This window comes from Okeania sp. SIO2B3 (assembly GCF_010672525.1).
Lineage (GTDB): Bacteria > Cyanobacteriota > Cyanobacteriia > Cyanobacteriales > Microcoleaceae > Okeania.
In genome coordinates this window covers 286,669-313,555 of sequence record NZ_JAAHGH010000008.1, presented here as the reverse complement: position 1 = coordinate 313,555, position 26,887 = coordinate 286,669, and the positions used below count along the sequence as shown (strand labels likewise).

18 protein-coding genes and 1 tRNA gene are annotated in these 26,887 nt (G+C 35.0%); 12 read left to right on the top strand and 7 right to left on the bottom strand.

The window, feature by feature from the left end:
• The first annotated feature begins 167 nt into the window (after window positions 1-167).
• Both F6K15_RS10545 and F6K15_RS10540 read left to right on the top strand, forming a co-directional pair.
• Window positions 168-2,840 (top strand): glucosidase, encoded by a 2,673-nt coding sequence (locus F6K15_RS10545; protein WP_363267683.1) that lies wholly within the window; start codon window positions 168-170, stop codon window positions 2,838-2,840.
• A gap of 1,161 nt (window positions 2,841-4,001) precedes the next feature.
• Entirely contained in the window at window positions 4,002-4,445 is a 444-nt protein-coding gene (locus tag F6K15_RS10540) for a globin domain-containing protein (RefSeq protein WP_293060515.1), read from the top strand.
• Between the two features lie 348 nt (window positions 4,446-4,793).
• On the opposite strand, the gene F6K15_RS10535 is transcribed toward F6K15_RS10540, so the two are convergent.
• Entirely contained in the window at window positions 4,794-4,967 is a 174-nt protein-coding gene (locus F6K15_RS10535) for a hypothetical protein (protein WP_293060513.1), read from the bottom strand.
• Between the two features lie 838 nt (window positions 4,968-5,805).
• Here F6K15_RS10535 and F6K15_RS10530 point away from each other — a divergent pair.
• From F6K15_RS10530 to F6K15_RS10490, 9 genes are all read left to right on the top strand, one after another.
• On the top strand, window positions 5,806-7,305 hold the full coding sequence (locus F6K15_RS10530) for a cobyrinate a,c-diamide synthase (protein WP_293060511.1): 1,500 nt from the start codon (window positions 5,806-5,808) through the stop codon (window positions 7,303-7,305).
• Between the two features lie 215 nt (window positions 7,306-7,520).
• A complete protein-coding gene (gene psb28, locus F6K15_RS10525; protein ID WP_124147349.1) occupies window positions 7,521-7,871 on the top strand; it encodes a photosystem II reaction center protein Psb28 in 351 nt (116 codons plus the stop codon).
• Window positions 7,872-8,152: 281 nt separating this feature from the next.
• Entirely contained in the window at window positions 8,153-8,644 is a 492-nt protein-coding gene (locus F6K15_RS10520) for an ureidoglycolate lyase (protein ID WP_293060510.1), read from the top strand.
• A gap of 617 nt (window positions 8,645-9,261) precedes the next feature.
• Window positions 9,262-10,758 (top strand): bifunctional orotidine-5'-phosphate decarboxylase/orotate phosphoribosyltransferase, encoded by a 1,497-nt coding sequence (locus tag F6K15_RS10515; protein WP_293060509.1) that lies wholly within the window; start codon window positions 9,262-9,264, stop codon window positions 10,756-10,758.
• Between the two features lie 451 nt (window positions 10,759-11,209).
• The gene (locus F6K15_RS10510) at window positions 11,210-12,145 is read left to right on the top strand and encodes a hypothetical protein (protein ID WP_293060507.1); all 936 of its coding nucleotides are present in this window, start codon (window positions 11,210-11,212) and stop codon (window positions 12,143-12,145) included.
• Between the two features lie 930 nt (window positions 12,146-13,075).
• Window positions 13,076-13,873, top strand: coding sequence for a pantothenate kinase (locus F6K15_RS10505; protein WP_293060505.1), 798 nt, complete (start codon window positions 13,076-13,078; stop codon window positions 13,871-13,873).
• A 760-nt stretch (window positions 13,874-14,633) separates the two neighbouring features.
• Window positions 14,634-15,503, top strand: coding sequence for a DUF4231 domain-containing protein (locus tag F6K15_RS10500; RefSeq protein WP_293060503.1), 870 nt, complete (start codon window positions 14,634-14,636; stop codon window positions 15,501-15,503).
• Between the two features lie 282 nt (window positions 15,504-15,785).
• Window positions 15,786-17,219 (top strand): S-layer homology domain-containing protein, encoded by a 1,434-nt coding sequence (locus F6K15_RS10495; RefSeq protein ID WP_293060501.1) that lies wholly within the window; start codon window positions 15,786-15,788, stop codon window positions 17,217-17,219.
• A 98-nt stretch (window positions 17,220-17,317) separates the two neighbouring features.
• A tRNA-Glu gene (locus F6K15_RS10490) sits at window positions 17,318-17,390 on the top strand.
• Window positions 17,391-17,570: 180 nt separating this feature from the next.
• Here the strand turns inward: F6K15_RS10490 and F6K15_RS10485 are convergent.
• Together F6K15_RS10485 and F6K15_RS10480 are read right to left on the bottom strand one after the other, a co-directional pair.
• The gene (locus F6K15_RS10485) at window positions 17,571-17,753 is read right to left on the bottom strand and encodes a hypothetical protein (RefSeq protein WP_293060499.1); all 183 of its coding nucleotides are present in this window, start codon (window positions 17,751-17,753) and stop codon (window positions 17,571-17,573) included.
• Between the two features lie 464 nt (window positions 17,754-18,217).
• Window positions 18,218-18,364 carry a hypothetical protein gene (locus F6K15_RS10480; RefSeq protein WP_293060497.1) on the bottom strand — a complete coding sequence of 49 codons (147 nt, stop codon included), beginning with the start codon at window positions 18,362-18,364 and terminating at the stop codon, window positions 18,218-18,220.
• A 195-nt stretch (window positions 18,365-18,559) separates the two neighbouring features.
• On the opposite strand from F6K15_RS10480, the gene F6K15_RS10475 reads away from it, so the two are divergent.
• Complete coding sequence (locus F6K15_RS10475) at window positions 18,560-19,246, top strand: PEP-CTERM sorting domain-containing protein (RefSeq protein WP_293060495.1); 687 nt, start codon at window positions 18,560-18,562, stop codon at window positions 19,244-19,246.
• Between the two features lie 154 nt (window positions 19,247-19,400).
• Here F6K15_RS10475 and F6K15_RS10470 read toward each other — a convergent pair whose 3' ends face one another.
• The 4 genes from F6K15_RS10470 to F6K15_RS10455 form a co-directional block, all read right to left on the bottom strand.
• Complete coding sequence (locus F6K15_RS10470) at window positions 19,401-19,871, bottom strand: phosphate-starvation-inducible PsiE family protein (protein ID WP_293060493.1); 471 nt, start codon at window positions 19,869-19,871, stop codon at window positions 19,401-19,403.
• 175 nt (window positions 19,872-20,046) lie between these two features.
• Complete coding sequence (locus tag F6K15_RS10465; RefSeq protein WP_293060491.1) at window positions 20,047-20,238, bottom strand: hypothetical protein; 192 nt, start codon at window positions 20,236-20,238, stop codon at window positions 20,047-20,049.
• A gap of 805 nt (window positions 20,239-21,043) precedes the next feature.
• Entirely contained in the window at window positions 21,044-23,002 is a 1,959-nt protein-coding gene (locus tag F6K15_RS10460) for an ATP-binding protein (protein ID WP_293060489.1), read from the bottom strand.
• A 416-nt stretch (window positions 23,003-23,418) separates the two neighbouring features.
• Window positions 23,419-26,862, bottom strand: a complete 3,444-nt coding sequence (locus tag F6K15_RS10455; RefSeq protein ID WP_293060488.1) for a response regulator — start codon at window positions 26,860-26,862, stop codon at window positions 23,419-23,421.
• Window positions 26,863-26,887: the final 25 nt, after the last annotated feature.

The following is a 26,887-nucleotide window of genomic DNA, read 5'->3' as shown; positions in this document are numbered from 1 at the left end:
CATAAATTGATATTTATATTTTAAACTGTTCCGAAACATTAATGATGATGAATGCTCAAAACAATAACCTATCTGTTAAATGATGATCAGGATATTCTGTTACAGATAGTTGAGCAAAGTTATAATAAATTGATATTTATATTTTAAACTGTTCCGAAACATTAATTATGATGAATACTCAAAACAATAACCTACCTACTCAAGAAGAACAAAGATTAGAAGCAGACCTCAACCATGAAGCATACTGGAGACGTTGGGGGCCATATTTGAGCGAAAGACAGTGGGGAACAGTACGAGAAGACTATAGCGAAGATGGTTCTGCTTGGGATTACTTTTCCCACGAACAATCTCTTTCTCGTGCTTATAGATGGGGAGAAGACGGTATTTGTGGTATTTCAGATAATCATCAACGACTGTGCTTTGCGATCGCTCTCTGGAATGGCGAAGATCCTATTATCAAGGAACGACTTTTTGGTTTAACGGGAAGTCAAGGAAATCATGGGGAAGATGTTAAAGAATATTATTTTTACTTAGATAATACCCCCAGTCATAGTTACATGAAGGCACTTTATAAATATCCTCAAAGTGCTTATCCTTACGCTGACTTAGTAGCAGAAAATCAACAGCGCGACCGCAAATCTTCAGAATACGAATTACTCGACACTGGAATATTTGCAGAAAATCGTTATTTTGATGTTTTGGTCGAATACGCTAAGGCAACAACAGAAGATATCTTAATTAAAATCACAGTAAATAATCGAGGTTCAGAAACTAAGACGTTACACTTATTACCCACTCTCTGGTTTAGAAATACTTGGTCTTGGGATAATCAATCAAAAAAACCTCTCCTCAAAAAAATTAATCCTGGTCTGATTGAAACAGACCACCCAACTTTAGGAAAAAGGTGGTTTTATTTTCCTCAGACAATGGAACTATTTTTCACAGAAAATGAAACTAATAAGCAAACTTTATTTGGAGAAAAAAATGATTCTCTTTATACCAAAGATGGCATCAATAATTATCTAGTTAATGGTCAAAAAGATGCCATTAATCCAGAAATGTATGGAACTAAATTTTCTCCACATTATCGTCTAGAACTAGAACCAGGTGAAACTAAAATTGTTAAATTAAGACTTGCTAACTCCCCAGAAATTAAACAGCCTTTCGAGACAGAATTTGAAGAAACTTTTCAAACAAGAATTCAAGAAGCAAATGAATTTTATCAGCGTCTTTCCCCTTGTAAAATGAAGGATGAATGGCGTAATATTCAGCGTCAAGCATTTGCCGGACTACTCTGGACCAAACAATATTATCATTATATTGTTGAAGAATGGCTAAAAGGCGACCCTACCCAACTGAAAATATCAGAAAACCGTAAATATATTAGAAATTATGAGTGGGTTCATCTATTTAATGATGATATAATTTCCATGCCTGATAAGTGGGAATATCCATGGTATGCTGTTTGGGATTTAGCATTTCATGCCGTACCTTTAGCAATAGTTGACCCTGATTTTGCTAAACGTCAATTAGACTTAATAACTAGAGAATGGTTTATGCATCCAAACGGTCAATTACCAGCTTATGAATGGAATTTTAGTGATGTAAACCCTCCCGTTCATGCTTGGGGAACTTGGCGAGTTTATCAAATAGAAAAAGAACTTTATGGTCGTAGCGATCGCAAGTTTCTTGAAAGAGTATTTCAAAAACTTTTACTCAACTTTACTTGGTGGGTAAATCAGAAAGATGTTGAGGGAAATAATGTGTTTGAAGGAGGTTTTTTAGGCTTAGATAATATTGGAGTATTTGACCGGAGTTCGGAACTACCAACCGGGGGTCATATTGAACAATCAGATGGTACAAGTTGGATGGCAATGTACTGTCTAGATATGTTAACTATTGCTCTGGAACTTGCTAAAGAAAATGATGTTTATGAAGATATTGCCTGTAAATTTTTCGAGCATTTTCTCTACATAGTTGATGCTATGAATCATTTAGGTTCAGATGGAACTCAACTCTGGGATGAAACTGATAATTTTTATTATGATGTTCTCCACCAACCGGAGAAAGAAGATATACATATAAAAATCCGTTCAATAGTAGGATTAATTCCATTATTTGCTGTGGCAATTATTGACTCAGAAACTTTACAACGATTACCTAAATTCCAGAAGCGGGTAAAATGGTTTATGGCAAATAGGATAGATCTTAGTGCTAATATTGCTTGTATGGAAGCTTGCGGTATTGACTCAGAACGTTTATTAGCAATTGTTAGTCCTGATCGCCTGCGAATAATCCTCGAAAAAATGTTAGATGAAAATGAATTTTTCAGCGATTATGGCATTCGTTCCTTATCTCATTTCCATACCGAAAATCCCTATATTTTTAATGCTAATGGAGAAGAATATAGAGTTGATTATGAACCTGCCGAATCTACCAGTCAAATGTTTGGAGGAAATTCTAATTGGCGGGGTCCAATCTGGTTTCCAATTAATCATTTAATGATAGAATCTCTACAAAAATTTCATAACTATTTAGGTGAAGATTTTCGAGTGGAATGTCCGACAGGTTCAGGTAGGATGATGAATTTATGGGAAGTATCATTAGAAATTGAAGCGAGACTAATTAAAATTTTCCTCAAAGATAAAGATGGAAAACGTCCGGTTTATGGTGAGACAGAAATATTTCAAAATAACTCCCACTGGCAAGATTTAATTTTGTTTTATGAATATTTTCACGGCGATAATGGCGCGGGTTTAGGAGCGAGTCATCAGACTGGTTGGACTGGTTTAGTAGCAAAGTTGATTCAGCAACGGAGCGAATATGTCTGTGAAATTTAGTCTTGGTTCTGATAGATATCTCCAGAAAAGAGGCAACAGACAACAGGGAGAAATAATATCAAATCCGGTTGTTATTATATAGTTGAGAGTGGGGGAGTGGGGGAGTGGGGGAGATTAAATAGACATCTTCAATAATAAAAAATCAAATCAATTATCGTACAGAAATTATCAATTATTTCCCTGTAGGGACGTTGCATGCAACGTCTCTACTCTTTTGGAGGAGATGTCTAATATTGAAGTAATATCATGTTCGGTTGAATACTTATAAATAACTTAGCGAGGAGTCAGGAGTCAGTCCTCAGGAGTCAGGAGGGAAGAAAGGAGAAAAATCAAGATAATTTCAGTATTTCAAGATAATTTTAGTATTTATTCGGTACTGTCAGTTCTGAAATTTTATTTATAACTGACCCGTCCGAACATGATATAATTTAAGAAATTATAAACAGATATTATATAACCGGATTCTATACATGATATTACATATTGATCACCTAAATTATCAAGCACTTTTTTTCAGATAGTTTATTAAAAATTTATCCTTTTGAAAGCTTGATATTTTCTGAATTTAATTCTCTAATAAACCTCATAATAATTATCTTTATAAAGCCTATTTTTATGACTTATATTATTTTACTTGATATGTTTAATTAATTAATAATTGATAATGAATAATTGATAATTACAAGAAAGTTAAAACCTTTCTTGATTGAATATAAGGAAATATTATTTCTTCTCTTGGTCGATGGTCGGACAGCTCCGAGACCTCGCCATCCTACCCTTCGGGAAGCTACGCAACGACCGCTGTCTTGGTCGATTGGATATGGCGAGGAGACCTCGCCATCCCTCGACCGCTTTTTTCCCCGATCAACCCGATCAAGGGGAGGCTTTAAACCAAAATTATTTAATTATTAATAATTAATAATTAATAATTCGGTAATTACAGAACTTTTGAGGATAGTGAGGTACAGTTATAAGATTATTTATTCCTATATTCCCTGTTGCCTTCCGGAGCTGTTGCCTAGAGCAATAAAACTTTGTACCTCATAAACTCGATAACTGCTGTAATTTTGTGTGACTACTTATAAAGAAAAAGTGGATTTAATTCCATAACAAATTATCGAAAGGTACAATTATTTTGGTATCAAGCTATTAACAAAATATATGGTTAGTCAACAAACAATCGATATTGTCAAATCCACCGCACCAGTACTGAAAAAACAGGGAAAGCAAATTACTACTCGGATGTATGAAATAATGTTTGAAAATCATCCTGAAATCAAATCTCAGTTTGATATGTCTGCTCAAGCTGATGGATCTCAACCTGCAAAGTTAGCTACTGCAGTTTATAGTTATGCTGCTCATATTGATAATTTGACTGGTCTAAAATCAATGGTTGAAAAAATTGCTCACCGCCATGTGCAAACTCATGTACTACCAGAACAATATCCAGTGGTGGGAGAATGTATGTTGCAAGCTATGCAGGATGTTTTGGGAGAGGTAGCTACGCCAGAAGTGATATCTGCTTGGACAGAAGCTTATCAGGCGTTGGCAGAAGTTTTTATTCAACGAGAGCATGAAATTTATGAAGAGGAAAGTGCTTCCTGATTTCATTTTTTTTGAGTTAAAGAAGCTGTCAGCGGTCGGCACTCAGTAGGATCATTTTTTTGAGGCTCTCCTTTACCGAAAAATTAAGGTTTAAAGCCTCTCACTCGCCGTGGAGAAACAAGCGGTCGATCTTCGGGGCTTCCCGAAGGGTGAGATGGCGCCATTCGGAGCGGGTCTGCAAGAACGGGTCTCCTCGCCATATCCATGAGACCAAGAGAGAAAAAATTTTCATGATTAGTCAATCAATTCCGTTTTCAAGGAGAGGTAATTATTAATTATTAATGGCTTTGTTGCATGAAAGTAGCGTTCTTAACATCCATTCCGCAGCTATATCGCTCTGTTTGGCGATTATTGATGTTCTATCGATACTATTGTCCAATAGTTATTGCTGTGCTGAGAAAGCGTAGGCTCTGTTTCACGATTATTGATGTTTGATCGATCTATTGCCCAATAGTTATTGCTATTGCGTTCAAAACTCAAAGCATTTACAGGTAAAAGTTTCAGCCTTTTTATGTCAAACATTGAGCTTCTATCGATCTATTGTCCAATAGTTACAGCAGTTTCCGCGCCTTATCAAGTACATATGTTTAATAGTTATTGCGGTGCACAGAAAGCGTAGGCTCTGTTTCACGATTATTGATGTTTGATAAATCTATTGTACAATAGTTATTGCTCTGGCGGTCGAAGCTCAAAGCATTTACAGGTAAAGACTTCAGCCTTTTTATGTCAAACATTGATCTTCTATCTATCTATTGTCCAATAGTTACAGCAGTTTCCGTGCGTTATCAAGTACATATGTTTAATAGTTATTGCGGTGCTCAGAAAGCGTAGGCTCTGTTTCACGATTATTGATGTTTGCTCGATCTATTGCCCAATAGTTATTGCTATTGCGTTCAAGACTCAAAGCATTTACAGGTAAAAGTTTCAGCCTTTTTATGTCAAACATTGAGCTTCTATTTATCTATTGTCCAATAGTTACAGCAGTTTCCGCGCCTTATCAAGTACATATGTTTAATAGTTATTGCGGTGCACAGAAAGCGTAGGCTCTTTTCGCGATTATTGATGTTCTATTGATCTATTGTCCAATAGTTATTGCTCTGGTGATTAAACATCAAAGCCTTTACAGGTAAAAGTTTCAGCCTTTTTATGTCAAACATTGATCTTCTATCGATCTATTGTCCAATAGTTACAGCAGTTTCCGTGCATTATCAAGTACATATGCGGAGCAAGTGCGGCAGCTATATACTTTCATGCAACAAAGCCATTATTAATTATTAATTATTAATTATTAATTATTGAAGGAGCATTCCGGTACGGAAATGCTAAAAGCTGATACCTAGTTAAAAAGACGGGGGGAATATTGAGTTTAATAGTTGCGGGAGAGCGTAGTGGGGTTGGCAAAACTACTGTTACGTTGGCTTTACTTTCTTATTCAAAGTGGCAAAATTTGCAGGTGCAATCATTTAAGGTGGGACCTGATTATATTGACCCGATGTTTCATCAGTATGTCACGGGTAAGTCTTGTCGGAATTTAGACCCGGTGTTGACTTCCGAGGTTTATGTGCAGCAATGTTTTGCACAAAATATTCAAGATGTTGATTTTGCCTTGGTTGAAGGGGTGATGGGTTTGTTTGATGGAGTGAGTTTTGATCCCCCCTCGCCTGCCTTACAAAGGGGGGTAAAAGATGAAAGTGGTAGGTGTTTTCCTGATTTTGCTTCTACTGCTCATATTTCTCGGTTGCTGAACGTACCTGTATTATTGGTGCTTGACTGTAGTCGTTTATCAGGTTCTGTGGCAGCGATCGCTCATGGTTTAATTTCTTTTGACCCTAATATTAATTTTGCTGGTTTGATACTCAACCGGGTCGGGAGCGATCGCCATTTACAGTTACTTCAAAATTCCCTTAAATTTATAAATTTACCTGTACTTGGGGTACTGCGACGACATCAAAATATTACTATTCCTGACCGACATTTGGGTTTACTTCCTACCGATGAAATGCCTGATTTAGATAATTTAATTAATGACTTAACCGATATGGCAAAAACTTGTTTTGATTGGGAGAAATTACTACCACTTTTAAAAATTCAGAATGAGGGGTCTCAGCACTTTTCATATAGCCAAGTTCCCCCTAATAACAGAATACATTTTTCACAATCAAATGTCAAGAATGTTGAGAAAAAAAAGTCGCAATTTTTGATAGGAGTAGCTCGCGATCGCGCATTTAATTTCTATTACCAAGACAACTTAGATATTCTGGAAGAGTTAGGAGCAAAAATAGTATTTTGGAGTCCCCTAAAGGATGACAATTTACCTGCGGGAGTGGAAGGTTTATATTTTGGTGGTGGATTTCCAGAAGTTTTTGCCCAACAGTTAAGCGAAAATATTTTAATGAGAAAAGCTATTCAGACAGCAATTATTTCTGGAATGCCAACTTATGCTGAATGTGGTGGGTTGATGTATTTATCTCAGGCAATTATTGACTTTAATAGCAAGTCTTGGGAGATGGTAGGAATTTTACCAACTACGGCAGTAATGGGTAAAAATTTAAAGTTAGGATATCGGCAAGCAATTACTAATATAGATACTCCTTTATTAGCAGCAAATACACAAGTTTATGGACATGAATTTCATCGTTCTGAATTAACTGAAGCTCCCGCAAGACATCTATATAAAATGTGGCGAATTGATGAGGATAAAAATCGGAACAAAGCAACTGTTGAAGGTTGGAATTTTTATCAACTTCATGCTTCCTATTTTCATATTCATTGGGGAAGTAGGGTAGATATTCCTCGACGATTTATTAATTATTTGGAAGAGGGAAGAAGGAAGAAGGAAGAGGGAAGAAGGAAAAACTGAAGTTGATTTTTCGGTACATTTAGAGACAACTGGAGTTTAGCTAATACCTAATAGCTTTTTGCTGATAGGAAGCATTAGTATAAAGGCAGAGAGGAAAATAGAAATCTCACAAATAAATTTATGAGTATGAGTAGGAAGACTTTTTTCTTCTACTCCTCACTTTCTGCTTTTTTTTGGTAAAATAATAACTGTTCAATATCAGCTTGAGAAATAAAATGACAGTATCTGTGGAATTTATTGAAGGATTGAATGAGAAAATTACAGAAGTTAGTCTGAGAAAACGTCGTAACTCTGACACAAAAATAGTTGTACTAATGTTTGACCGTCTCCAAGCTACAGAAAGCTTTCGTTCCTTCACTAATAAAATAAATAAATTATGGTTGAAAGACGAGGAAGGAAATATTGAAGTTGCTCCTAGTGGGATTAAATTTTTGTCTGCTGATGAAAGTGATTTTTCTCAAGTAGAATGTTCTTTTGAAGTTGAATCAGAGGAAAATTTTGAGAGAGTGATGCGATTTTTGCACCGTTACGCTGAGGCGAATGGTTTTGAGTTTAAGTCTAATTAAGTAACTTTGAAGAAGGAAAAAGGAAGAAGTGGATAGGGATAGTCATTTCAGTTATCAGTCTTTCAAATCAGAATTAGGAGGCAATAAAATACTGAAGTTGATTTTTTTCATACCCTTAAAAGGGGAGGTTTAAAACCTTAATTTTTGGTCAAGGGCACGCCACTTTGTGTCTTATAAACCCAAACAATTTTAAGCATCCCTTGTCAGGTGGAGTATTAGTATTAAACCCGCCACATAAAAGATCAAAAAACTTGTATAGCTAAATTTTAGAAAAATCAAAAATGAGTAAATCAATAGTAGTTAAACAACTGTTTACCCAAGAAATTACACCAGAGAATTTTCGACCTTTTGGGCAGGTAATTTGGGCTGCAAAAGATGGCAAAAAATATGACCAAGACGATGCTCTATTAAATTTAGAAAATGGTACGCCACGATTCTATATTATGCGGTTATTTGGAAAAGGTCGAAAATTTACTAAAATTACTCGTCATATAAAATGTACTCAATGTTTGGGTTCTCTAGAAGGTAAGGAATGGTTAATGGCAGTTGCTCCACCTTGCGTAGAGAATGCACCAAAATTAGAAGATATAGTTGCTTTTAAAATTCCCGGGAATTGCTTTATTAAATTAGAGGTGGGAACTTGGCACGCAGGACCATATTCAGATTATGAATTTGTAGATTTTTACAACTTAGAATTGAGTGATACAAATGAGGTAGATCATTTTTCTCACGACTTTGCTAAAAGTTATAATTTAGAGTTGGAAATTGTTTAAGATTATTCTCCTTTTTTGACCAAAAAATGGGGTCTCAAGCCTCCCCTTGGCTGCGCCGCGAGCTACCGCTCTACAAGGGGATGAAAAAAAATCAAGTTCAATATTTCAAGCCTCTGACTTTCTTGCGGAATGCTGCGCAAACAGACAGAGGTGCTGATAACTGATAACGCAGTTCCTCCGGAGGAGGCTAACTGATAACTGATAACTGAAATGACATCCTCCCGACGCTGCTCTACTAGACAGCGCGGGATTCCCGATCCATTGCTGATAGGGGATAGTTTCATCTAATCATAACTTGATCGTTTTTATTTCGCAACAAGTTTTATACCAATTTTATGAATGTTTGCTACAAATAGTTAGGCTATTTCTTAGGAGTAAACTCACCCCTAACCCCGACCGTGGAGGGGAGGGTAACTCAGGAGGACCGAGTCGTATGGGAATAGCTTCAATACCAGTTTTAAGCTAATAAATTCTATTTTTTGTCAAAGGGAGACCTCCTGTAAAATCTTTTTCTCATGCTTATTATTCAAACACATTCTTTTTTCAAAATGGTATTATGTATTGAAAATGAGTAGAGCAATAATATAAAAATCATCAAAGGATAGAGAGAAATTATTATGAACTTTTTTGATAAATTATTAATCAGTATAGAACGGAATCAAAGTTTACTCTACCTCGAATTAGACCCAGACCCAGAAAGTTTACCCAAAGAAGTTGCCCACCAAAATATTCCAGCAAAATCTTTATTTGCCAACCCTCCAGAAAAAGATGATCAAGAATTAATTCAAAATTGGAGTGAGTGGCTCTATTTTTTAATAACTCAAACAGAAAAATATGTATGTGCTTATAAACTTTCTCTAGGTTATTATCAATCTTTGGGTATACCAGGTTTAGAACTACTTCAGCAAACCATAAAAACTATTCCTTCTGAAATTCCAATTATTTTAGATGCGAAACACGGCGACCTTAATACAAGTACAGTATTTGCTAGGACTATTTTTCAAGATTTACAAGTAGATGCTTGTACAATTTCACCTTATACTGGTCTTGATTTAGTTGCACCTTTTTTACTTTATCCAGGCAAAACAGTCTTCCTGCTTTGTGCCACAGCAAATTCTTCAGCAGCAGTATTACAAGAATACCCAAATCAAGGGCAACCTCTTTATCTCAAATTAGTAGAAGAAGCTCAAAGTTGGGGAAGTATTGAACAGCTAGGTTTAGAAGTAGGAGTAATGCCGGATATTCTCGCTAGAATTAGAAAAATTGCTCCCGAAAGATTAATACTAATTCAGGGAGATATAGCGGAAGAAAATGATATTACTAATCCAGAAGAATTAGCTCAACTTTTAGCTGCTGGTTTGAATATTAATGGTGAAGGGTTATTATTACCAATCCCACCAAAATTATTTGGTACAGCACATCCTAATCAAGAAATTGAAACCTTAAGAAATAGGATTAATGAACAACGTCTACAAGTAGTTGAAGGTAGTCCGACCTGTGAATTGTGGTTGCCAGATGTTTGTTTTTTAAAGCATGAACCACATCGGGATTTAATCTTACAACTTTACGATATTGGCTGTATTATTTTTGGCGACCATGTACAAGCATCGGGGGCGACTTTTCCTTATTATATAGACTTACGAAAAATCATTTCTATTCCTCAAATATTCCATAAAATAGTCACTGCTTATGCAGAAATTCTCAAAGATTTGGAATTTGATAGAATTGCAGGTATTCCTTATGGTTCATTACCCACTGCAACAGGTTTAGCTTTGCGTCTAGAACGTCCGATGATATTTCCTCGGAAAGAGGTGAAAGCTCATGGTACTGGTCGATTAATTGAGGGACATTTTCAACCAGGGGAAAAAATTGTTGTTGTGGATGATATTATGATTAGCGGTAATAGTGTAATGAAGGGAGCAGATAAACTTAAATCAGTGGGATTAAATGTAGAAGATATTGTTGTTTTTATTGACCATGAACGGGGAGTAAAAGATAAGTTACAAGCAAATGGATATCGGAGTTATTCAGTATTGACTTTGACAGAAATTGCTCAAACTTTATATGAGTCTAGTAAGATTAATTCCGAACAATTTGAACTTCTGAAAAAGTAAGCATTTCCTGCGGAATGCTGCGCAAACAGCTATTAGCATTCAGCTATTCTTAGGTCATGCTGCCCAAACAGCAATAAAAATGAATGAAGCAAGCATTTGCTTAACTTATACTACATTTTTAAACAAAGAATTGAAGCACAAAAACAACAAGCTTAAATTGTCTACTAATACCAGTTTTATATGAGGTTGCATAGAATTATGAAATTCATTAAATCGATCTATCTCTATCTACTCCTTTCTGCAGTCAATTATGCTTGAAATATTATTCTATGCAGCTTCATTTCAATTTGGTATAAAGGTAATAAAGCTGATAGCTGTTAACGTTTGCGTAGCATGACCTAGGAAAGTTCCGACCATAGGAGGCTAGCTGACTGCTGTTAGCTCCGCATTCCGCAGGAAATGCTTACCTGAAAAATAATCATTAATATAGCAAATATTTTAGATAATTACTATGAAAAAGTTTTTCTTGGCAATATTTATTAGTGGTTTTCTATCTATCTTAAATATACAATTTCAACCTGCTCTAGCTAATCGAATTACCAGAGCTGATTATAACAATTTAAAAATTGGCATGACCTATCAAGAAGTTAAGCAAATATTGGGAAGAGAAGGTAAAGTTTATACAGAATATAATAGTCCGACACTTAAAGAATTTGGTGTAGCATATCGCTGGCTAAATAATGATAATACAGGTATAATTGCCATATTTAATTCAGAGAATAAACTGATTAAATTATCTGCTCAAAATTTGAACGCTACTAACTTCGGAGTTAATCGAAAACCTCCTGTAGTTACCAGTACAGATTTTGAAAATATTAAAGTTGGGATGACTTACGATGAAGTGAGAGAAATTATTGGTAATGAAGGAATAAAACAACCAACAAGAGATAATCCTTTAACTAATGCTAATACTGTTGTATATAATTGGGTTAATCCTGATGGTACAAGCATGAGTATAATTTTTGATTCTAATCAGAAAGTGGTTACTATTCGGACTAAAAATATGAATACTTATAATTTTGGTAATCCTTTCTGGAATCAACCAAAACCAGTCTATTCAATTACGCGACAAAAATATGAAAAATTGCAGCTAGGAATGACATACCGAGAAATAAGAAATATTCTGGGAAAAGAGGGAGAAATAGACCCAGAATTTGACTCAGAAGCTTTTGTACAATCTAGAGAAGCAAGGGAAATGCAAATTAATAATACTCTTGGTAGAGAACAAGAAGTTACATCAGATGAGTCACAAGCAGAAAATCAAATTAAGGGTGCTTATGAATGGAAAAATCCTGATAATACAGGTATAAAAATAGTTTTTAATATGCAAGACCAAGCAGTTGCCATATATACTTCTGGTTTAAATGTAGGACTTCCTTACAAATAGACATCTCCATCAAAAGAGGGAGTAGGGAGTAGGGAGTAGGGACGTTGCATGCAACGTCCGTACAGGGAAATAATTGATAATTTATTTGGGATAACTGATTTTATTTTTGATGATTAGAGATGGCTAATAGTGAAAATTTAGCCTAAAAACTGTGGTTTAAAGGCTCCCATTTTAAGGGGATAATAAAGAAAAAATTTCCTTTGAGTTAATTCTCTTCTTTTAAAGGAGAGGTAATTATTAATTATTAATTGTCGAACAGATTTATATAGGGTTTTCAAATGATATCTCAAACAATAGTTAGTAAATAACTAACAGTAAAAAAATCGGCCAACCTTCTTGCCGAAAAAATTGTGGGTATGCGCCTCCCCTTTTAAGGGGATAATCAAGAAAAATTTTCATCTCTTTGTCAATCCTCTTCTTTCAAGGAGAGGTAATTATTCATTATTCATTATTCATTATTCATTGTTGAACTGTTGCCTGTTGCCTGTTGCCTGTTGCCTAAAAGCGACCATTAGTGAAAATTTAACCTAAAAATTGTGGTTTAAAGCCTCCCATTTTAAGGGGATAATCAAGAAAAATTTTCCTTTGAGTTAATTCTCTTCTTTTAAAGGAGAGGTAATTATTAATTATTAATTGTCGAACAGATTTATATAGGGTTTTCAAATGATATGTCAAACAAGAGTTAGTAAATAACTAACAGTAAAAAGTTCGGCCAACCTTCTTACCGAAAAAATTGTGGGTATGCGCCTCCCCTTTTAAGGGGATAATCAAGAAAAATTTTCATCTCTTTGTCAATCCTCTTCTTTCAAGGAGAGGTAATTATTCATTATTCATTATTCATTATTCATTGTTGAACTGTTGCCTGTTGCCTGTTGCCTGTTGCCTAAAAGCGACCATGTTTTTTACGCAACTCAAATGAAATTACTATATATGTCTGAAAATCAAGAATGGCTCGCTTTAATGATTGGAAATACCCGGTTACACTGGGGATATTTTGTGGGTACAGTACTTCAGAAAACCTGGGATATAGATCGTCTTCAAAAATTGGAAAATCAGGGAAATATTAATGGAGAAACAGTAGTAATAACACTACTCAAAAGTATATTAGAAACTCAGAATATAAAATTCAATCATCAGATGCCTTTATTAATAGCATCAGTAGTTCCTCAACAAACAGCACTTTGGCAAACTTATCCTTGGTCTGATATGATTACTTTAGAAAAACTGCCACTGCAAGGACTTTATCCTACCTTAGGAATAGATAGAGCTTTAGCAGTTTTGGGTGCAGGCACAAAGTTGGGTTGGCCTGTGCTAGTAATAGATGCTGGAACAGCAATTACTTTTACTGGTGCTGATGTCCAAAAAAAAATAGTGGGGGGGTCTATTTTACCAGGGTTAAGGTTGCAATTATCATCTTTGATAGCAGGAACAGCTATGTTACCTTTGGTTGATATACCAGTAGAGTTACCTCCACGGTGGGCAAAAGAAACAGCAACAGCCATTCAAAGCGGGATAATATATACAGTATTAGCTGGTATAAAAGATTATATTGTCGCCTGGTTAGAAGAATTTCCTGAAGGGAAAATAGTATTTACAGGAGGCGATCGCACCTTATTATTAAGTCATTTCACAAAACTTTTTCCTGAGTTAGGTGCAACTATTATTGATGCACCGGAAGTAATTTTTTTGGGTATGGCAAAAATTTGGGGTTTGCACATTATGAAATGATATTGTAAGCATTTCCTGCGGAATGCTGCGCAAACAGCTATTAGCTGTCAGCTAGCCTCCTCCGGAGGAACTGCGGACTTCAGCAACAATACTCTCTCATATAGGACAGGACAGTGTTTAAATTAATATAGACTTTAAGGGCAAAGGAGCCAACTTTTCTAGTAAGACAATTAAATATTGCTTTTATCGTAAACTAAAAGCAATAGCTGTTAACGTAGTTCCTCCGATAGGAGGCTAGCTGATGGCTGACGGCTGAATGCTTACATGATATTGCCAAAAATTAGTTTAGATTTTGACTAAAAAAACCTAATATTAATCATTCTAGCAATTGATTAATCCAACATCCTGTTCATCAAAAATCTAACATTATTCGTCACTATGCAACGCCAAAATTTAGCATCAAATATACTAATTTAAAATATAAAAATAAGGTGTTGGTGAATTTAGCTATGATTTTCGTGGCTGTAAGAATAGGTAGGGACGTGATATGCAACGTCCGTACAGTACAGATTAGTTCGTTCAGTATGTTGTTCGGGAACAAGTAATGAAAGGGGTATTAATAATTCTTATGTTGATTATGGTTAGTCCAAATATTTTAATTCTTATGTTGATTCACCAACGCCAAAAATAAATATAAGTAATTTGCTCGGTAAAATAATATATTAATAATAGATTAAGGTAATTCTGTCCTTACTTTCTCATTAGCAAGAGAATATTTTAGTCCACTTATCAAATCACAAATCAAAGGAATAAACAGAATATGACAAGTTTGGAAACCCTAGATTCTCAGTTAAACATCAAGGCCGATAATTATAAATCTCCACCATCCAGTCCTGGCATCTTATCATTTTTGAGAATACTTGAATATCTATCTTTTGCCACTACTATTGGCTCAGGAATTAGTGTTTATTTATTTCGAGATTTGATTCAATTGCCGATAGTTTTAGTAGTTTCTATTGCTCTGTTTATTTTTTTGTATCTCCTAAATCGGCAATTACAAATCAACTACACTCAAAAAATAAAGGATTCTAATGTACTTAAAAAAGCAACCTTATACGGTAATGTTTTACAACTAGAAAATTCTCCAGAAAATATTCAGATAACTCAAGAAGTAGAAAAAGCTTTACGTTATACTCAAGAGTTAATAGACGATTACAAAAAGACCAGGCAAAAAGCTAGAAATATCTACTATATTTTGCAGTTAGGCACAATAGTTTTTTCCGGAGTTACCCCCATTTTAGTCCTTGTTGATAAATTAGAAACTGGTCAGGCTTGGTTAAAATGGTTGCCTGTAATTTGTCCAGCGATCGCTTCTATAGTTGCTAGTGTTGTAACTTCATTTCCTTTCCAAGAAAATTGGATTTCTGCTAATCGAGTTGTGGAACTCCTAGAAGCAGAACAGGAGAAATTTATCTTAGGGGCAAATTTATCTTATAGAATTTATGATGTAGAAGATACAACTGAACGTGGCAAAAAAGCAAGAAATTCTATAGCTAATTTTATTACTAAGGTAAATACTATTCATCTCAAACAAGTAGAAGGACAGGAATCAACACAACAGGAAGAAAAAAAGGAAGAAAAAAACAACTTATCTACTGAACAGGCAAAATCCTTGTTAAAGAATACCTGAAAAATATAGTTTTAAGAATTAAGGGAGGAAACAAAAACCTCCCTGAAAAATAGCATAAGCATTTCCTTCGGAATGCTGCGCAAACAGCTATTAGCTGTCAGCTCTCTGCAACAATACTCTCTCCTTAAGGACAGTATTTAAATTAAAATAGACTTTAAGGCTAAGGGAGCCAACTTTTGTAGTAAGACAATTAATAAGGCTTTTATAGTAAACTAAAAGCAATAGCTGATTGCTGATGGCTGACGGCTGAATGCTTACAAAATAGCAACTAAATTTATATTAATGAATATGTTATTAAATAGACCTTCTATATTTACCAGCTTAACTATTTGTTTATTAATGTCAGTCAGTGCTTGTGCAAATAATCCCGCAAGTAAAGAGCTAGAAAAAGTTTTTGCAGCAGACCCCCAGTTAAAAAATAACCCTCCTTTTAACCAATTAATTCAAACCTCCAGTCAAAACAACCAACAACCTGAACAACCAACACAAATTCCGGCTAATTTTCCCTCAGAAATATCCCCATATCCCAACTCTCAATTAATTGAAAAATCCGAACAAGAGCAAAAAACAGTTTGGAGTAGTTCAGACCCTACTAACGTAGTCCAAAATTTCTATCAAAAAGAATTTCGAGACAAGAATTGGGAAATTATTAGCAACCCTACCGAAGAGGGTATTGGATCTCTGGTAGCAGAAAAAAATGATTTGCAAGTAGAGATATCCCTTAAACCAAGCCAAACTCCAGGAATAGCCACAGAATATGAGATAGATTATCAACTCAAGAATCAAGAAACTGCTAATGTCCCCTCGTATCCTGTTATCCCAGTTTCTCCATCAACTACCCAGCTAGAAACTCAGCCATCTCCCAATTTCACAGCATCACCCATTACTGAGCCATCTCCAACTACATCATTATCGACACCTTTGCCCACTCCCGGAGTAGCGGCATTACCGACTCCCACAACATTCCCTCCCAATAACATCCCCCCAATGTCCATCCCCACTTCTCCAGACTCCCCTGTCTTAAAAAAAGCTCTCAGAGATGTGCCTTCAGGATTACGTCAATACATCGCAGATTTGTCCAAACTGGGAATATTTCAGCAGTCACAGCCCAAAAATCAAAATAACCCAGATGCTACTATTCTTTTAGTCGATCCTCAGAATCTTGTCACTAGGCGGGAATATGTTCGGTGGTTGGTAAATACTAATAATCAGATTTTTACTAATAATTCTGCTCAACATATTAGACTAGCAGGGGTCAATGAAACACCAATTTTTGAAGATGTCCCGAAAAACGACCCAGACTTTGCTATAATTCAAGGTTTGGCAGAAGCTGGTTTAATTCCTAGTCCTTTGTCTGGAGATATTAATGTAGTTAAATTTCGTCCAAATGATTTTTTAACCCGTGAGGATTTGATTCTTTGGAAAGTACCTCTAGATTTTCGCAAGGCATTGCCAGAGGCTACAGTAGAGAAAGTTAAAGAAGCTTGGGATTTTCAAGATGCTTCTAGGATTGACCCTGCTGCTTTGAGAGCTGTATTGGCAGATGCTCAGAATGATTTTTCTAATATTAGGCGGGTTTTTGGTTATACTAAGTTATTTAGGCCAGATAAAACAGTGAGTCGGGCTGAAGCTGCTGCTGTTTTATGGTATTTTGGGGACCAAAAAGAGGGTATATCGGCTCAGATGGCTTTACAACAAAGCCAAAATCTTCAGTAGTCAAGAGAACCAAACAGTTTAGCGAATTTTTTTTTTCATACCCCTTGACATTTATTTAGGAATTCGCTAAGTTAGTAAGAGTGAAAAGAAACAAACAAGCCCCCATCGTCTAGAGGCCTAGGACACCTCCCTTTCACGGAGGCGACAGGGATTCGAATTCCCTTGGGGGTATTTTTAATAATTAATAATTAATAATTACCTCTTCTTTATAATAAGAGGATTGGCTAAAAGGGTTTTTTTTATTTTTCTCCATGAATGGAGAGGCTTTGTACCTTAATTTTGAGGTAAATTCAGGTTAATGGTTTGCGATACAAAGCTACTAATTATCCTATAATTTGACAAGCTGAATAGTTAGGGGTGCAAAATCAGACCACCCTTGTGGCAGCCATCCTGATAAGTCAATGCTAGTCTGGTTACGCAACGCCAGAAGCTATAATAGTTAAGGTCATTTTCAACAATTATAGCAGTCGCCACTATAGCTAGGACATCGGGTAATACATAAAATGATTTATGACGCGAGCAAGATGCTTGCACTAATAGTTTTCACCAACTTGGTGGTCGCTATAATAATTAGGGTTTGCGTATGGAAAGTCTTTTTGCTGGGGTAAGAGACAGGAGACAGGAGATAACCCACCCCTAACCCCGACCAGGAGGGGAAGATAGGAGATAACCCACCCCTAACCCCGACCAGGAGGGGAAGATAGGAGACAACCCACCCCTAACCCCGACCGTGGAGGGGAGAAATGGGAATAAGTGAGGAGGTAGGAGTAAGAATTGTCTCTAAATTTTTCTGCCATAATCATCCCAAAATACTACCTTTATGCAGCTCTTACCACCGAAAAGCTGGTACTTTTTTCAATTCTAAAACGCTAAAACCTTTATCAGTCAATACTTTTAGAATTAATCAGCAGAGCAATAATTAACAATTAATAATTATAGCAGTGGAAGGAAAGGACGCGGACAAATCAAAAGCTTATAGCGGTTTTAATTTCAGTAGATTATAGTAGGGGCGAATGGCCATTCGCCCCTAAACTATTTTTGTTGTGATGAGCTGGTTCAGAGATCGGCAAAAGTGCTGTAAAACTCAGACAACGTAAAGTTTTTCCTTCTTCCTTCTTCACTTCTGCTATACCTGTGAGTTTCATATTTTTAATTCAAATATCAGTTATTAAAAAGTCAGTAAAATTGATAATAACTCAACAATAAATTATACTTTTTAATTAACTAGAAAAAGTATGACATTTTGTCATAGATAAAAATCAGATCAAAGCAGTTGTAATTTCAGAAATTCAGTGCTATTATCTCCATGATTAATTTACTGAAATTTAGGCATTAATAATATGATCTTCAAAAGATTAAAAACTACGGGTATTAGCTGTTGTGCAACTTTAGCGATACTATTTGTTGGTAGTGGGCAAACTAACGCAGCAACAATTACTTATGATTTTGAAATATATGATAATTCCAATCCCAATACTTGTACTTCTCCATTGAGTGCGGGTAAATGTTTCATGGAAAATGGGTTTAATGTAGCAGCATTTTCAGCACAGGAAATAGGCAGTTCATCAGCTTATTTTAGTGATAGTTCACATTTTCATCCTAGCGAGAGTTATGAAGCTCAACATTTTACTAATGAATTCGGACTTTTAGGTTCATTTATAACTTTAAAAAATGGTGGCATCTTCTCTTTAGAAAGTTTAGATTATCAATTGCGGAATAATGTAAATGCAATTACTGGTTATACAACAGATGATACTAAAATCTTAATTTCCACAACATTTGATCCGACAATGCAAGTTTCTGGTCAATTTATAGAATATTCCATTGGTGACGATATATCTTCACCTTTTCAAACTTTATCAATAGATGGTTTTGAAAATATTACTCAAGTTTATATTGCTAGTTCTGGTGATGTAAATTTTGATAATATCATGTTAACTCCTGTTCCCGAACCTACTTCAATATTAGGTTTATTAGCTTTCGCAACATTTGGCGCTACTTCTATACTGAAGCGCCAAGATAATTGAAGTAGGTTGTAGGTTGTAGGTTCAATCTTAAATTTTGGTTGTTCTCAAATACGGTAGGATTGGCATTATTAAGTATTTGAGAAATAAGTGTTGTTAGGGTTTTTCGACCGTTTCGTAAAACCCAAAACCCTAGGACAGAGTAGCGACGACAATATTAATGATTAGATGGTCTATTTTTTTGCGATCGAATAATCCAGAAACTAATTGATAGAGCAATAATAGCAATTCCTAATCCGATTAAATCTTCTCCTGTTTTTTTATCAATATCAAAAATAATAATTTTCCTAGCTACAGCAATTAAAGAAGTAGAAATTACTAATTCTACTTGAAAGACGTGCCTGCGGAGATAAGCTGTAATATTTTCTAAAATTTCTAGGGCAATTAAAATATTTAAAAATAGTCCAAATATTTCAAATAATGTATCTTTAAATAAAGGATGGGATGTAAAAAAAAGTTGTTGAGAGATAAAAACTATCACGTCAAAGACGGCAAAAAGAATTACAGCGATCAATGCTAAAGATAGAATTTTAGATACTACGAGTTCTATATTTTCAACAAATGCTAGAAAAATATCATCTTTTTCAGGAAAAAAAATATTTTTGATAGTTTTAAGGAAATTATTCATTTTTAGATTTAGTTATACTATTTGAATCAATATTCTATTTTCTTTCTATTCCCTATTTCTGATCGTCACAGTTTTGAAATATTCTTCGATCTAATTGGTATTAGGGACTTGAGTTAGAATTCGGAAACTGAGAGAATGTTATTTTTTGTTTTTAACTTTTTGAGTATGGAGCAGTCTATTTTCCTTCTGTTGTTTCAATGTCATTAACATTGTTTTGACTAGCAGCAATAATCAAAGAACTTACTCCAACAAAAGCTATTATTCCTACCAAGGAAGCAATTGATAAATTTTTGATGAAAGAAGATAATTCGGAGGTATTAGGTACCACCGAATCTTGTTCTGGTAAATTATCGGAATTGGATGGCATATTTTCACTCTAGATTTTAGTTTTGTCTAATTAGGGTTTGCTTATGGAAGTCTTTTAGTAGAGACAGGAGACAGAAGACAGGAGACAGGAGACAGGAGAAAACCCACCCCTCGCCCCTCCCCCTCCCCTCCTGGGAGGGGAAGACAGGAGAAATGGGAATTTACAGGAGGTAGGAGCGGGCGTTTTGTCCCTTAATTTTTCGGCCCAAATATTGACCAAAATCCGCTCCTAATTGAACAATTACCACTTAAAACCTCGAACTTTTTGATACTTAAAAAGGCACTTACCTTTATCTATAAAGACTTTTAGATTAGATCGGTAAGCCCTAATTAGAATAAGGTTACATCAAGTTGGTAATTTGTTATATAGCAGTGGAAAGAAAGGATACGGAAATATCAAAAGCTTAAAACTCAGACAACGCTAGATTTTGCCTTATTCCTTCTTCCTTCTGCTGTAAAAAAAACCATATCTTCCCTCTTATGGAAAAATTGGCGTTGGTGATTTGAGGTATGATATTATGTCTGGATAAGAGCACGATAGAACTCCGTTCTGTGCTCCGCGTTTTCGGTGCAGAATGCTGCGCTTGACCTGTCGCGTAGCGTTAACGTGCGTTGTGCACCAGCAAACAAAAAGCTTTCTCCTTATATTCCTTCTTCTTCCTTCCCCTCCTGGGAGGGGTTAGGGGTGGGTTGACTCCTGAGGACTGACTTCTGAGGACTGACTCCTAAGTAATGCGCGATTAATATCATACACGCGCTTCAGCAACGCCGAAAAATTTAGCTACTATCGCCACTTTCCCTATCCCTTATTCCGTAGTTTTGAGAGTAATGGGTAAAGAGATAGAAACTGTAGTACCTTGATTTTTTCCAGCACTTTCTAGAGCAATATTACCTCCCATCAATTCCATCAAACTACGAGAAATTGATAATCCTAAACCACAACCACTATAAGCACGAGTAGTCGAACCATCTACCATTACAAAAGATTGAAATAGTTTATACTGTTCGCTTGGTTCTACCCCAATTCCTGTATCTTTAATAGTTACTACTACAATGGGTACTTGATCTATATCATAAGTATTAACACCTGGTTTAATCTGAGCATCAATAGTAATACTACCAGTTTCAGTAAATTTAATTGCATTATCAATAACGTTTAAGAATACTTGCTTTAGCTTATTGGCGTCAGCTTCTACAAATATAGATTTAGAGATATTAGATTTATATAGTTGCAGATTTTTTTGTTGAATTATAGGTTGCTGAGAATCAATTATTTCATTTAAACAATCATACAAATTTACTGACTTTTTGTTGACCGGAAGTTTGCCTTGTTTAATTTGCACCAAATCTAAAAGTTCATTAATTAGATTCAGTAAATGAATGGCAGATTTATCAGCTTGACTTAATAATTCTATTTCTTCTTCTTGACTATCACAAAAGCCATCAAGAATTAATTTTATAGAACAAATAATACTATTCAGTGGAGTCCTCAGTTCATGGGAAATATTCTTCATAAATTCATCCTTAAACTGATCTGCCTGTTGTAAAGCAGAGTTGTTGTTCTCCAATTCAACAAATGATTTTTGTAATTGTTCGGTCATTTGATTAAATGCTTGAGCTAATACTGCTAGTTCTTCAATGGGAACTTCTTTTACTCTTTGCTCCCACTTTCCAATTGATACAGAAGTTGCTGCTTGCTTTAAATTTTTTACTGGTTTAATAATCAATTCACAACTGAATAAACCAAAAATAATTGCTATTATTAATGCAATCAAACATAGAACAATAGTAATTCGGGTATTGGTATTAATACGTTCTGTAAAATCTGCTTCAGGAATTACTACCAAAATCAACCAATCTAAACCATATTTATCACTAAAAGGTACGACTTGTAAAAATTGTTGTTGACCATTAATATCAAAGTTCAGTAATAAATTGCTTTGGATTTGATTGAGGTCCTCAAACCTGTCTTTTAGATGTTGACTTGCGGAATTAACTAAAGGATCGTTACTGTTGGCAGCGTCAATTAATTCTAGATTCCCATTTTCTTGAATAAAAGACTCAGAAGTAGCGGAACTAGCTATTAATTGTCCATAACGATTTAAAATGAAAGCTTCCCCAGATTTACTAATTTTTAGCTGTTTGAGAAAGTCATGAAGTTGAGAGAAAGTGAGAGTAGCAGAAACTAAGGCGATCGCATTATCATCATTATTAACGACAGGTTGAGTTGCCATAATTTCTACTCTTTCATCAATTAGCGATCTAAACATTTCACCCCAACCTGCTTTACCTGTAGCAATGCCATCTTGATACCATGGTCGTATACGGGGATCGTACTCCGGAACGACTTTTGTGAGATTAGTCCGTACCCCTTGAGGGTTGGTAGCATATTCCTGCAGTTCTCCTTCTGTAGATTCATCTGTAATGATGATATTAAATGTATTATTCTGTTGGCGACTGACTGCAATCATAGATCCTGATGTAGATGTAATACCAATAACACCAATGGAATCAAAAGAATGAATTTGTTGCCATAAATGACGCTCTAAATCATTAATTTCTTGAATATTAAGTTGATTAAGACGAATAGCATTTACATTCAGTTGATTAACCAAATGAGGAGTATCTAAAAAAATATTCAGTTTCTGCTGAATGCGAGCTGTAATTTCGCCTTGTAACTGATTAGCTAGGTCGTTGATAGCGCGCTTACCATTTGTAAATGAAAGATACCCCACTAATCCTACTGTTGCTATGATTTGCAGCACAAATGGGACAATAACTATGAATCGTAAGGGGAGTTTTGGTGAGGGTTGGCAAAATAGAGGGTTTAGTGGTAACTTTGGCATAATAGCGATCGCTAATTTATTCAATTATACAGATACAATTTGCTCAAGTTTTTGATTATTGGGCGTTGGTGATTTAAGGTATGATATCATGCCTGGATTAGAGAGCGATAAAACTCCGTTCTGCTTACAGGTTTTCGGTGCGGAATGCTGCGCTTGACCTATTGCGCAGGGTTAACGTGCGTTGTACGCCAGCTAAACAAAAAACTGTCTTCTTCTATTCCTCTTTTTTCTTCTTTCTTCCCTCCTGACTCCCCCTCCCAGGAGGGGAGGGGTTAGGGGTGGGTTGACTCCTCGGTAATTAAGATAATATCATACACGCGCTTCAGTAAAGCCGATTATTTTTTATTCCAGATTGTAACTCCTTGCCAGTTTGTAGGTGTGCCCTCTGATAAAAAATTATTCACTCGTTCTAAATAAATTTCTGCGACTCGATCGCTTGGATTTACTGTTAATACTTTCTGGAAATATTCCTTTGCCATGGTAAATTCTTGTTGTTGATAATGTAAAATTCCTTGGGCAAAATTTGATTGAACCTGTCTTTTTAAGTTTAGCAAAGATTCGGTTTCTCCATCCATAACTTCATAAATTTTAATGGGATGATTCCGCCCTTTCACCTGGACTCGGTCTAAAAATCTAATTTGATATTGATTTGCATCTACTAAATTATCAAATACTGCTTCACTAATAATTATAGAAACGCCATAAAATTTTGTTAATCCTTCTAAACGAGCAGCTAAATTTACACTATCTGAAAAAGCATCACCTTGCATTCTTGCTTGCTCTCCTACTATACCTACCATCATTTGTCCAAAGTGAATGCCGATGCCAATGGAAATAGGTTTATTGCCTTGATTTTTCCTAATAATATTGTATTCTGCAACTTCTTTGATTTTAGAAATACCTGCCTTGACAGCATCATCTGCTCTATTAGGAAATACAGCCATCATTCCATCTCCTAAATATTTAACTATAAATCCAGAATTGTCTCTAATTTTTGGACTGACACGCCCTAAATATGAATTAATAAAGTTAAAGTTTTCTTGGGGTGTCATTGTTTCTGAAAGAGCGGTAAAGGAGCGAATATCAGAAAACATTACTGCCATTTCTTTACTTACATGATTGCCTAATTCCACATCAATTATAGAGTCTTTTTTGAGGAATTTTAGAAATTCATAAGGCACAAATCTACTATAAGAACTATTGATTTGAGATAGTCTCAAATGAGTTTTAAGTCTGGCATTTAGTTCATTTTTAGAAATTGGTTTAGTCAGATAATCATTAGCACCAACATTCAATCCTTCTACTAGATCGTAAACTTGATTTTTAGCAGTTAACATTAGAATTGGTAACTCACTAGGTAAGAAATTTTGTCGCAATTTTTGTGTAACTTCATAACCAGTCATTTTTGGCATCATTACGTCTAATAAAACTAGATCTGGCTGAAAACCTTGTTCAATTATTTTTAAAGCTTCTATACCATTCATTGCTTGAACTATGGAATAATTTTCGAGGGATAAAATATTGACGAGTACCTGTAAGTTTACTGGTTCATCATCGACAATCATAATTTTAAATTTTTTTTCTGTTTCTAGGGAATTTATAGAATCATCTTTTGACTCTTCTTGAATAACAATCTCTTCTTCTTTTTCTTCAGTTATAGCTAGATTATTAGCATTTGTAAATCTTGATATAACGGAATTATTACTAATAGCAAGTTCTGTCGATATTGGCAGAGTAAAAGTAAATTGAGAACCTATGTCAATTTGAGATTTTACCCAAATATTTCCTCCGTGTAATTCCACCAGTTTTTTAGTAACAGCTAAACCCAAACCAGTACCTCCATATTGACGTGCTGTGGAACCATCAGCTTGTTCAAATGATTCAAATATTCTGTCTAGTTTATCTTCTGCAATACCAATACCAGTATCAGAAATAGTAATTGCTAATTGTTGGTTTTGGAGAATTGGATGCTGACTATTGAACTGCGAATTTTCTTGTCGATCAATAATCTCTACCGATATTTCTACTTTCCCAGTATCTGTAAATTTAATCCCATTACCAATCAGGTTATATAAAATTTGATGCAGACGATTTTCATCAGCATAAACCGCAGGTAAATCAACAGGAATATAATTAACTAACTCTAAATTTTTAGAACCTACTAAAGATTGACAGAGAGTGACAACTACCTCTGTTATTTCTCTGATTCCTATAGGTTTTAACTGCAACTCCAGATTTTGATGTTTTAGTTTAGAAAAATCAAGAATATCATTGACTAAATCTGTAAGTCGATGACCACTTTGAGCAATCATTAATAAGTTTTTTTGCTGTGTTTTTGATAATTTTCCTGTTGCTCCATCTAACATTGATTCAGCAATTCCAATCATTCCATTCAGAGGAGTACGAAGTTCGTGAGATGTATTTGCCAAAAACTCATCTTTAAGTTTATCTAATCTTTGTAAGTCATAATTTTTAGTTTCTAGGGTACTAAATGATTCTTGTAATTGCACAGCCATTGTATTAAATGAATTGGCTAATTCTCCTAGTTCGTCAGAGTGTTTAATATCTACTTTTTGTTGCCAATCTCCTTCAGCAAAACCCCTAGCTGCTTTATTTAAACTGATAATTGGTTTAATTACCCATCTAGAGGTTAAAACTCCACCAAGTATTGCTAATCCCAAAGCTGCTAACCATAATAAAATTGTATTACGTCTTTGAATATTAATTTCCTCCATAAAATCTGCTTCTGGAACTACTACCACAATAATCCAGTCAATACCTAAACCATATTTTACGGGTTTGATTTCTAGGAAGTGACGTTGATGATTAAATTCAAAACTTAGCTGTTGACTTTGATTTATTTTAGTCAGACCAAGGAAGGTTTTTTGTAAGTATTGAGCTGAAGCTTTAATTACAGGTACACTACTTTCTAATGCTGGCAGTCGTTGTAAATTTTGTTCATTATCTGGAGTCATAAATAGCTCTTCTGAAATGGATGTGGCCACTATTAATCCAGAGCGTTCGACAATAAATACTTTTCCTGATTTACCTATCTTTAGTTTACTTAAAAATTGACTAATTTTATCAAGAGTTAAATGTACATTAAGTATACCTTGACGAATACCTTGTTCATCATAATAAGGTAATCCATTAGAAATGCCAAAATTGACAGTGGAACCATTGCCATCTATCCAAGGATAAATTTTACTCCAGGTAGGATTTCCTGCTTCGATAACAGCTTGATACCAAGGTTGACTTTTGGGGTCGTATGGAAAACTTTTAATAGGTGGTTCAATAATCTTTCCCTGTTGATCGATAGTATATTGTTCTATATTTCCTGCTGTTAAATAATCGCTAATTCCTAATTGTAATCTTCGATCTTCTAATCTAAATAACCATACTGCTTCTCCTTTTGTAGAGCCAAAACTAATACTACTAATATTTGGAAATAGTTGCATTTGTTTCAATAAATATGGTTGCCAACTCCAGAGATTTTCTATATCTAAATTATTGAGACGAATAGCATCTCTATTAACTTGATTAATCAAAGGAGAAATTGCTAGATAGCTTTCTAAATGTTCATCAACACGGGTTGTCACTCCATTGAGTAATTGACTAGCAACATTATTGACCGCTTTTTGTCCATTGCGTAACGATAGCCATCCGGTTAAACCTACAGCAAACATAATTTGCAGCACAATAGGTAATACAAAAACTTTGCGTAGAGAAGTTTTTCGAGATGTTTTTTGATTTGAATTCTCTAAATCTTGAGTAGACATAAGTAAGTTAACCCTGGTATTACTA

Bases quoted from the DNA above. Each gene is read 5' to 3' on its own strand.
- F6K15_RS10465 (WP_293060491.1), bottom strand. From the start codon at position 20,238: ATGCCATCCAATTCCGATAATTTACCAGAACAAGATTCGGTGGTACCT.
- F6K15_RS10540 (WP_293060515.1), top strand. From the start codon at position 4,002: ATGGTTAGTCAACAAACAATCGATATTGTCAAATCCACCGCACCAGTA.
- F6K15_RS10535 (WP_293060513.1), bottom strand. From the start codon at position 4,967: ATGTTTGACATAAAAAGGCTGAAACTTTTACCTGTAAATGCTTTGAGT.
- F6K15_RS10520 (WP_293060510.1), top strand. From the start codon at position 8,153: ATGAGTAAATCAATAGTAGTTAAACAACTGTTTACCCAAGAAATTACA.
- F6K15_RS10470 (WP_293060493.1), bottom strand. From the start codon at position 19,871: ATGAATAATTTCCTTAAAACTATCAAAAATATTTTTTTTCCTGAAAAA.
- F6K15_RS10510 (WP_293060507.1), top strand. From the start codon at position 11,210: ATGAAAAAGTTTTTCTTGGCAATATTTATTAGTGGTTTTCTATCTATC.
- F6K15_RS10515 (WP_293060509.1), top strand. From the start codon at position 9,262: ATGAACTTTTTTGATAAATTATTAATCAGTATAGAACGGAATCAAAGT.
- F6K15_RS10545 (WP_363267683.1), top strand. From the start codon at position 168: ATGATGAATACTCAAAACAATAACCTACCTACTCAAGAAGAACAAAGA.
- F6K15_RS10455 (WP_293060488.1), bottom strand. From the start codon at position 26,862: ATGTCTACTCAAGATTTAGAGAATTCAAATCAAAAAACATCTCGAAAA.
- F6K15_RS10495 (WP_293060501.1), top strand. From the start codon at position 15,786: ATGAATATGTTATTAAATAGACCTTCTATATTTACCAGCTTAACTATT.
- psb28 (WP_124147349.1), top strand. From the start codon at position 7,521: ATGACAGTATCTGTGGAATTTATTGAAGGATTGAATGAGAAAATTACA.
- F6K15_RS10475 (WP_293060495.1), top strand. From the start codon at position 18,560: ATGATCTTCAAAAGATTAAAAACTACGGGTATTAGCTGTTGTGCAACT.
- F6K15_RS10480 (WP_293060497.1), bottom strand. From the start codon at position 18,364: ATGAAACTCACAGGTATAGCAGAAGTGAAGAAGGAAGAAGGAAAAACT.
- F6K15_RS10505 (WP_293060505.1), top strand. From the start codon at position 13,076: ATGTCTGAAAATCAAGAATGGCTCGCTTTAATGATTGGAAATACCCGG.
- F6K15_RS10500 (WP_293060503.1), top strand. From the start codon at position 14,634: ATGACAAGTTTGGAAACCCTAGATTCTCAGTTAAACATCAAGGCCGAT.